Origin of the sequence: Ralstonia sp. TCR112 (assembly GCF_007997035.1) — a bacterium.
GTDB classification, from domain to species: Bacteria; Pseudomonadota; Gammaproteobacteria; order Burkholderiales; family Burkholderiaceae; genus Ralstonia; species Ralstonia edaphi.
Genome location: NZ_VOSS01000050.1, coordinates 1 through 9,300 on the forward strand (window position 1 = coordinate 1; position 9,300 = coordinate 9,300).

At 67.2% G+C, this 9,300-nt stretch carries 2 protein-coding genes and 1 pseudogene; all 3 read right to left on the bottom strand.

Annotated features, from left to right (window positions below):
- Positions 1-145: 145 nt before the first annotated feature.
- Complete coding sequence (gene glgB / locus FUT88_RS14525; protein WP_147216136.1) at positions 146-2,452, bottom strand: 1,4-alpha-glucan branching protein GlgB; 2,307 nt, start codon at positions 2,450-2,452, stop codon at positions 146-148.
- Positions 2,449-5,942 (bottom strand): annotated as a pseudogene (gene treS, locus FUT88_RS14530) (maltose alpha-D-glucosyltransferase). Before treS ends, glgB begins: the two are co-directional and overlap by 4 nt.
- On the bottom strand, positions 5,939-9,300 hold a 3,362-nt coding region (locus tag FUT88_RS14535), incomplete at its 5' end, for a maltotransferase domain-containing protein (protein WP_147216138.1). The gene FUT88_RS14535 and the pseudogene treS, both read right to left, overlap by 4 nt.

Genomic DNA, 9,300 nt, shown 5'->3' on the forward strand with positions numbered 1-9,300 from the left:
GACATAAATTCAAGAATCCCTCGCCATCTCGGCGCGCCTTCTTCTTGCTTACTTTCTTTGGCAAGACAATGAAAGTGAGTCAGCCCCGGCAGGGGATGAAAGAAAGGCAAACCACCAACACCAAAACAAAAACCCAAAACAAAAATCAAACCTTCAAAACCACAACCCCCAACGGCGGCAGCCGCAACACCAACGACTGCCCCTGCCCATGCGCCGCCACGTGGTCCACATCCACCGCCCCGCCGTTCCCGAAATCGCTGCCGCCATACACGGCAGCATCCGTGTTCAGCACCTCCCGCCACTGCGTGGCCCCGTCCGCCGGCGGCACGCCAATGCGATACCCCTCCCGCGGCACCGGCGTCATATTCGCCACCACCAGCATCGGCCGCCCTTCGCCATCCAGCCGCAGGAACGCAAACACGCTGTTGGTGCGGTCATCGCCAATCACCCAGTTGAACCCTTCCGGCGCGGTGTCCCGCGCATGCAATGACGGTTCGTTCCGGTACAGCGCATTGAGGTCGTGCACGAGCCGCTGCACGCCACGGTGCCGCGGGTCGTCCAGCAGATGCCATTCGGGCGAGGCATCGTGGTTCCATTCGCCCACTTGCCCGAACTCGCTGCCCATGAACAGCAGCTTCTTGCCCGGGTGCGTCCACATGAACGCGAGGTACGCGCGCAGGTTCGCCAGCCGTTGCCATTCATCGCCGGGCATCTTGCCCAGCAGCGAGCCCTTGCCGTGGACCACCTCGTCGTGCGAGATCGGCAGGATGAACTGTTCGGAGAACGCGTACACCAGCCCGAACGTCATGCCGTCGTGATGGTGCTGGCGGTACACCGGGTCGCGCTGCATGTAGTGCAGCGTGTCGTGCATCCAGCCCATGTTCCACTTGTAGTCGAAGCCCAGGCCGTTGAACTCCACGGGCGCGGTCACGCCGGGCCACGCGGTCGATTCTTCGGCGATGGTGATGGCGCCGGGGCAGCGTTCGTGCACGACCGTGTTCATCTGCTGGAGGAACGCCACGGCCTCCAGGTTTTCGCGGCCGCCGTAGCGGTTGGGCACCCATTCGCCGGCGCGGCGCGAGTAGTCGCGATACAGCATCGACGCCACGGCATCCACGCGCAGGCCGTCGATATGGAAGCGCTCCAGCCACTCCAGCCCGCTGGCGATCAAAAAGCCGCGCACTTCGTTGCGGCCGAAGTTGTAGATGAGCGTGTTCCAGTCCTGATGGAAACCTTCGCGCGGGTCCTGGTGTTCGTACAGTGCGGTGCCGTCAAACTGCGCCAGCCCGTGCGCGTCCGTCGGGAAGTGCGCGGGCACCCAGTCGACGATGACGCCCAGGCCGGCCTGATGGCAGCGGTCGACAAAGCGCGCAAACGCCTCGGGCGCCCCAAAGCGCGCAGACGGTGCGAACAACCCCAGCGGCTGATAGCCCCAACTGCCGCCAAACGGATGCTCCGCCACCGGCAGCAGTTCAATGTGCGTGAAGCCGAGCGCCGTGACGTAGGGGATCAGCCGGTCGGCCAGCTCGTCCCATTGCAGGTTGCGGCCGCCGTCTTCCAGGTCGCGCAGCCAGGAGCCGGCATGCACTTCATAGATGCTGATGGGCGCGTCGGGCTTATGGCGTTCTGCGCGCGTTTGCATCCACTGCTCGTCGTTCCAGCGCAGCGGCGCCGGGTCGGCCACGACGGAGGCGGTGGCGGGCGGCGGTTCGGTCTGGCGGGCGGCGGGGTCGGCCTTGACCATCAGCCGGCCGTCGGCGCCGATCAGTTCGAACTTGTAGCGCGCACCGGGGCCAACGCCCAGGCCGCTCGGCAAAAACAGTTCCCACACGCCGGCCTGATGGCGCAGGCGCATGGGGTGGCGGCGGCCGTCCCACTGGTTGAACTCGCCCACCACCGACACGCGCTGCGCATTCGGTGCCCACACCGCAAAGCGCACGCCGCTGATGCCGTCGATGCGCATCGCCTGCGCGCCCAGGCAGCTTGCCAGCGCCCAGTGCGTGCCCTCGTTGAGCAGATGCAGGTCCAGGTCGCCCAGCAGCAGCCCGAAGGCGTATGGGTCTTCGGTTTCCTGCACGGCTTCATGGCCGGTGCCCGCAGGCCAGATGATGCGCAGGCGATAAAGCTCCGGGTGGCCATACACGTCCTGCGCATCGGCGCGCAGGGGGCCGTGGAACAGCCCCGTGCGGCCGACCGGCGTCATCTCCGTGATGATCTGGCCGCGCGAGTCAATGGCCTGCACACGGCGCGCGCCCGGGTAGAAGGCGCGCACAACCCAGCGCGTGCCGTCCTCCGTGTCCAGGCGATGCGGGCCCAGCACGGCAAACGGATCGCCCAGACGGCCATGCGTCAGCGCATCCACGCGCATCTGGTCGACGCCCGGCGGCAGCACGATTGGCGCCTCGGGTTCGGTGGCGGTTTTGGTTGGGGTGGCAAAGTCGAGCGCGGTCACGGTGGGCCTCCGGTCGAGTCTTCCGCAGCGGGCGGTGGTGGCTCTGCATGCAGCAGGCGACGTGCCACCGCGTGAAGCCTTCCAGCGGAATCGGCAGCCAGGTCGGGCGGTTGGATGCTTCGTAGTTGACCTCGTACGCGGCCTTTTCCAGCAGGAACAGATCGAGCAGGTGCAGATCGATCACCGGCTGATCCAGCGCGTTCAGATCGGGCCCGCGAATGGCGGCGGCATACGCCTCCAGGAAGCGTTCGGTGGACGCAGCGCGGAAGCGTTCCAGCAGGATGTTGCGGCGTTCCTGCGCGGGCCCCGCCACGTGTTCGGGGCTTTGCCGCATGGCACCCACCACGTAGTCGAGCGAGCGCATCAGCCCGGCCACGTCGCGCAGGGGGCTGGTCTTGCGCCGGCGTTCTTCCACAGGGCGCGAAGGCTCGCCTTCAAAGTCGATCAAGAAGGCATCGCCCTGCGCCACCAGCACCTGGCCGAGGTGGAAATCGCCATGGATGCGCGAGAGCGTCGCGCCCAGGCCGTCTTCGGCATGCGTGCGGGCGGCGTCGAGCAGTGCCTGATGTTGCGACAGCAGCCATTGCACGTCGGCTTGCAACGGGCTGTCGGGGTTTTGCCGTTGCCATGCCGTCAGGTTGTCGTGCGCGCGGGTCAGCTGTTCGCTCACGCGAGCGATCCAGTAGGCGGCATCGTCGGTGTCGGCAATGCGCGCGCCAAAGTTCGGGTCTTCGGTGGGTGCCGCCAACGCCGCATGCAATTCGCCCAGCCGCGTGCCGATCACGCCGATGAAGTTGACGTAGCCGGCCAATGCCTCGTCGGTATCCACGCGCGCTTCCGAGACGGCCACTGGGGACGATTCACCATCGCCAGAGGTCACGCCTTCCATCTGTACGGCCAGTTCGTCGATGGTGCGCCGCAGGTAGTCCAGCGCCCATGTCCAGGCATCGCCCTGGTTGGGCACAAAGCTCTGCATGACGGCCAGCGTCGAACGTTCGCCGTCGGCAGCGTGGTGAGAAACCTCGCCGATCAGCGCCGCCGTGTTGGCATAGCCCACGCGCGTGAGGTGGCGCGTCATCTCCACCTCGGGGTGGACGCCCGCTGCGATACGCCGGATGAGCTTGACGATGACGGACTCGCCAATCACCAGCGAGCTGTTCGATTGCTCGGCCGCCAGCCACTGGATGGGCGTGTCGGGCGCCAGCGGCAGCGGCGCAGGCCGTGTGCTGCCGGCTTCGGGCGACACAGCCGGTTCCGCCAGTTCTGCGATGTGCGGCTCGGGCTCGAACCGCACGGTGCCGTCATTGGCCTCCAATGTGGTACCGCGCACGAGGTTGGTGAGCAGCGCGCGGGCGAAGGTCTCGGTGGTGAAGGCGTCGGTCAGGTAGCCGACATGGCGGCCGCGCCGCACGCGCGCCAGCGCCAGCTGAATGGGCAGGGCCGGCAGCGTGGACGATTCCCAGGCGATGGAAAGCGGCAGCAGGTAGCGCTCGACGCGCTCGGTGCCGTCGGGGCTGCCCAGTGTGACGGCCACTTCGTTGAAGAACACCTCGGGCCGCGTTGCTCCGGCCAGCGGGCGATTCGTGGATGCCGCATCCACCGGCACGGTCGCGCCCCATGCAAACTTCGCGCTACGCAGCACGCTGTCCTTGGCGGCAAACCAGCGGCGCTTCGGCAGATACGTCGGCAGGATTTCGCGTTCGATCAACTGGCGGTGCGCCTCGCGCTGCCGCGTGTCGGCCAGGGCATCGAGCCCCGCGCGCAGCACCAGCGTCGTGAACTCGGGCAACTGCTCTGCGGCCGGTTGCGCCCAGGTCGGCCCCGGCTCGTTCTCGCGCAGCTCCAGCCAGTAGAAGGCGTACGGCGGCAGCGTGAGCAGATACGACAACTGCCCGATGGGCGGAAACGCCGTCCCGCCGATCAGCTCCACCGGCACCCGCTGCGCAAAGGCGGACAGGTCCAGCTCCACAGCCTGCGAGGCGCGGGAGAGATTGGCCACGCAGAGGATGGGCGCCTCGCCTTCCAGCGCGCGGATATACGCCAGCACCTTGCGGTTCGAAGGCTGCAGGAACTGGATGGAACCCCGGCCGAACACGCGATGCCGCTTGCGCGTGGCCAGCAGCCGGCGCGTCCAGTTCAGCAGCGAATGCGCGTCGCGGCTCTGCGCCTCCACATTCACCGATTCATAGCCGTACAGCGAGCCCATGATGGCCGGCAGCACGAGCTGTTCGGGGTCGGCGCGCGAGAAGCCGCCGTTGCGGTCGGGGGACCACTGCATCGGCGTGCGCACGCCGTCGCGGTCGCCCAGGTGGATGTTGTCGCCCATGCCGATTTCATCGCCGTAGTACATGACGGGCGTGCCGGGCATGGAGAACAGCAGGCTGTTCATCAGCTCGACGCGGCGGCGGTCGCGTTCGAGCAGCGGTGCGAGCCGGCGTCGGATGCCCAGATTCAGGCGCGCACGGCGGTCGCTGGCGTAGACCTCCCAGAGGTAGTCGCGCTCGGCGTCGGTCACCATTTCGAGCGTCAATTCGTCGTGATTGCGCAGGAAGATGGCCCATTGGCAGCCGGGCGGCACCTCCGGCGTCTGACGCATGATGTCGGTGATCGGGAAACGGTCTTCACGCGCGATCGCCATGTACATGCGTGGCATCAGCGGGAAGTGGAACGCCATGTGGCACTCGTCGCCGGCACCGAAGTATTCCTGCGTGTCTTCCGGCCACTGGTTGGCCTCGGCCAGCAGGAGGCGGTTCTTGAATTCGCCGTCCATGGCCGCGCGAATCTTGCGCAGCACTTCGTGCGTCTCGGGCAGGTTCTCGTTCGACGTGCCTTCGCGCTCCACCAGATACGGCACGGCATCCAGCCGCAGACCATCCACGCCGAGGTTGAGCCAGAACTTCATCACGCCGATCACGGCCTTGAGCACGCGCGGGTTGTCGAAGTTGAGATCGGGCTGGTGCGAGTAGAAACGGTGCCAGTAGTACGCGTTGGCGACCGGGTCCCACGTCCAGTTGGAGGGCTCGGTGTCGATGAAGATGATGCGCGTGCCGGCGTACTTCTTGTCGTTGTCGGACCACACGTAGAAGTCGCGCAGCGCAGAACCCGGCTTGGCGCGCCGCGCACGCTGGAACCACGGGTGCTGATCCGACGTGTGGTTGATGACCAGTTCCGTGATCACGCGCAGGCCCCGCGCATGCGCTTCGGCAATGAAGCGGCGCACGTCGGCCATGGTGCCGTAATCAGGGTGGACGCCGCGGTACTCGGCGATGTCGTAGCCGTCGTCACGGCGCGGCGACGGATAGAACGGCAGCAGCCAGATGACGTCCACGCCCAGCTCGGCGATGTAGTCGAGCTTGGAGATCAAGCCGGGAAAGTCTCCGACGCCGTCGTTGTCGGAATCGCAGAACGATTTGACATGCAGCTGATAGATGACGGCGTCCTTGTACCAGAGCGCGTCGTCCACCAGCAGCGCGGTCGGATTGCGCGTCATGACGGGTTTTCCTCCGAAGGCAGGGCCGGGCGCACGCGCCAGATGGCAAACGGCTGCTCGGGTTCAAGGCGGATGTGCTGCCACTTGCCGCGCCAGACCGTGCGCTGGCCGTTGACCAGGTTCTCGGCCATCAGCGCGCCGTGGTCGGGCAGGCCCCATTGCCACAGTGGCAGTTCGATGTCGGATTCGTGCGCGTGGTGCGGGTCGAGGTTGATGGCGACGAACACCGTGTTGTCACCAAAGCGGTCCGGCGACAGGGCGTTGGCCAGTTCGGCCTGCGAGGTTTCCAACCGCGCCGGCAGCACGGGCGGCGTCGATTTGCTGAAGAACAGGATCTGGTCGCCCGAGGCCGGCTGGAACGTCACGCCCAGATGCGAGTGCAGCGCCGGGTTGGCCCGCCGGATGCGATTGAGCAGGGCGATTTCCTTGACGATGTTGCCGGGGCGGTTGTGGTCCCACGCACGCAACTGGTATTTCTCGGAGTCGAGGTACTCCTCCTTGCCGGGCACCGCGGCGCCTTCGCACAGCTCGAAGCCGTTATAGACGCCCCACAGGCCCGACAGCGTGGCCGCCAGCGCTGCACGAATCAGGAAGCCCGGCCGGCCCGACGTCTGCAGGAACACCGGGTTGATGTCCGGCGTGTTGACGAAGAAGTGCGGGCGGAAATATTCACGCACCGGCGTGCGCGTCAGCTCGGTCAGGTAATCGATGAATTCCTGCTTGGTGTGCCGCCACGTGAAGTACGTGTACGACTGCGAGAACCCGACCTTCGCCAGCCGGTACATGACCTTGGGCCGCGTAAAGGCTTCCGACAGGAACACCGTATCCGGATAGCGCGCGCGCACCTCGCCGATCATCCATTCCCAGAACGGCAGCGGCTTGGTGTGCGGGTTATCGACGCGGAACAGGCGCACGCCTTCGTCGGCCCAGAACATCACCACGTCGCGCAGCGCCGTCCACAGGCTGGGCTTGGCGTCGTCGGCATAGAAGTCGACGTTGACGATGTCTTCGTACTTCTTGGGCGGGTTCTCGGCGTATTTGATGCTGCCGTCGGGGCGCCACGCAAACCAGCCGGGGTGTTCGCGCAGCCAGGGGTGATCGGGTGAGCATTGAATGGCGAAGTCCAGCGCCAGCTCCAGGCCCTTCTCACGCGCCGCGCGCATCAGGCGGCGGAAGTCTTCGAGCGTACCGAGCTGCGGATGGATGGCGTCGTGCCCGCCTTCGGCAGCGCCAATCGCGTATGGGCTGCCCGGGTCGTCGGGCTCCGCTCGCAGGCTGTTGTTGCGGCCCTTGCGATTGGTGCGGCCGATGGGGTGGATGGGCGGGAAGTACAGCACGTCGAAGCCCATGCCGCGGATGGCGCCCAGACGGCGGATCACGTCGTCGAAGGTGCCGTGCCGCTGTTCGTCATCCGATGCCGAGCGTGGGAACAGTTCGTACCAGCTTGCGAACGCTGCGCCGGCGCGCTCTACGTCGAGCGGGTACGCCACGCTTTCGACATAGAAGGGCCGGTAGTGCGACGCCTGCGCCATCACCTGTGCGGTCACCGGGTCCAGCAGCAGCTTGAGACGGTGCGCGTGATCGGCATCCGCCAGCAGTCGAGCCAGCTTGTGCAGCGCGTCGGCGGCTGCGTCCTGCGGGGCGTGCTCGGCTGCCTGGGCGACCAGCCGTGCGCCTTCTTCCAGCTCCAGCGTCACGTCAACGCCGGCCGTGTGCTTCTTCTCCAGCTCAGACCGATAGGTGCCGAAGGCATCGCGCCACGCAGCAACGGCGTACACGTGCCGCCCCAGGCGTTCCGGCCGGAATGCGCCGCGCCAGCGATCGTTGCCCAGGGCCACCATCGGCACGTGCTGCCACGCGTCTTCATCCTGGGCGCGCCACAGCAGGTGGACGGCCAATTTGTCGTGCCCGTCCATCAGCACGTCGGCCTCGACCACGATGTCGTCGCCCACCAGGCGCTTGACGGCAAAGCGTCCGTCTTCAACGGAGGGCTGCACCTGTTCGATACCGATGCGCGGCGAGGCGATGGCTGCGTCGACAGGGTCCTTCGCTTCGCCGGCCTTGGCGCGCGGGCTCTTGGCGGGCTTGGCGGCCGCAGGAGCGCGCACCGGGGCATTGCGGAAGACGCGCCAGACCTGCACGTCGCCGGGCAGCAGATCGATCTCCGCCAACGGACGCGCATTGGCGCGCAGCGTGTCGTCGCAACTGCCGACGGGCTCCGTCAGCAGATCGAGCGCCACGCCGCGCGTAAAGCCGCCGGCCACGCCGGGCAGGAAGTGGTCGGCATGCACCGACACGCCCATGTAGAGGTCGGGGTTGATGACCGTCAGCGTGGCGGCATCGCCTGCGCGCAGGTCCGGGCCATCGGCGCGCAAGAGGGCGGTGGCCGGCGCGTCGGGGCCGGTCAGCATGCGCAGTTCGGCGTGCGGCGCGACGGTGTTCGTCTCGCGTGCGGCGCGGATGGTCGCATTCACATCACGTACTGCATCGCTCAGGTCGAATGCGGCATGCGCGTCGATCCATTGCTGGTCGGAGGGGTCACCGCGCTCGGCCAGCATCGGCAGCAGTGCGCCGCGCTCGAAGCCCAGCGGCATCAGCCAGCCGGCATCGAGCGTATCCGCCACGTGCAGGAGACGGCGGTAGGCGCGTTCGCGGATCATCGCGTCGCCGAATGCCTGGCCGTAGCGCGTGCCGAACGGCGCTTCCACCGTGGCGATGGGCGGTGCGACGGCGACGAGGCGCGCGTGTTCTTCCACCATCCAGCCGGCACGGAAATCCCACCAGCGCAGCGACGAAAACGTCGCGTCAAAGCCGACACCTGCCAGTGCGTCGATGGCCGCGCCGTCCATGCCGGGCGTCCACGCCAGGAAGCGGACGGCATCGGCCTCCTTGCGCACGTCGGCGATCAGCGTGCGCCAACGTTCGGCAGGCAAGCGGCCCGGCGCTTCGCAGCGGAATCCGCCGATGCCCAATGCGGCCCAGTTGCGCAGCTGCTGCGTCCACCACGTGAGGATGGCGTCGGCGGTGCGCGGGTCGTCGTGGCGGAACGAAGCCACCTCGAGGTGCGACGGCGGCAGGCGCGGGTCGAGCGCGTCGCCGTCTTCGGCGTGGCTGGCGAACCAGTCGGGGTGGTCGGCCCGCAGCGGCGCATCGATGGCAACGCGGTCGACCACGAGGTCGAGCAGCAACGTCAGCCCGCGCGCGCGGCAGACTTCGGCCAGCGTGCCGAGCGCGGCGTCGGCCGGCCCGCCGCCCAGCGCTGCATGCAGTTGCGCATGGTCCCGCGTGACGAAGACGTTGCCGGCCGCACCCACGGCAAACGGCGGCGCCATCAACACATGGTCAAAACCCAGTGCGG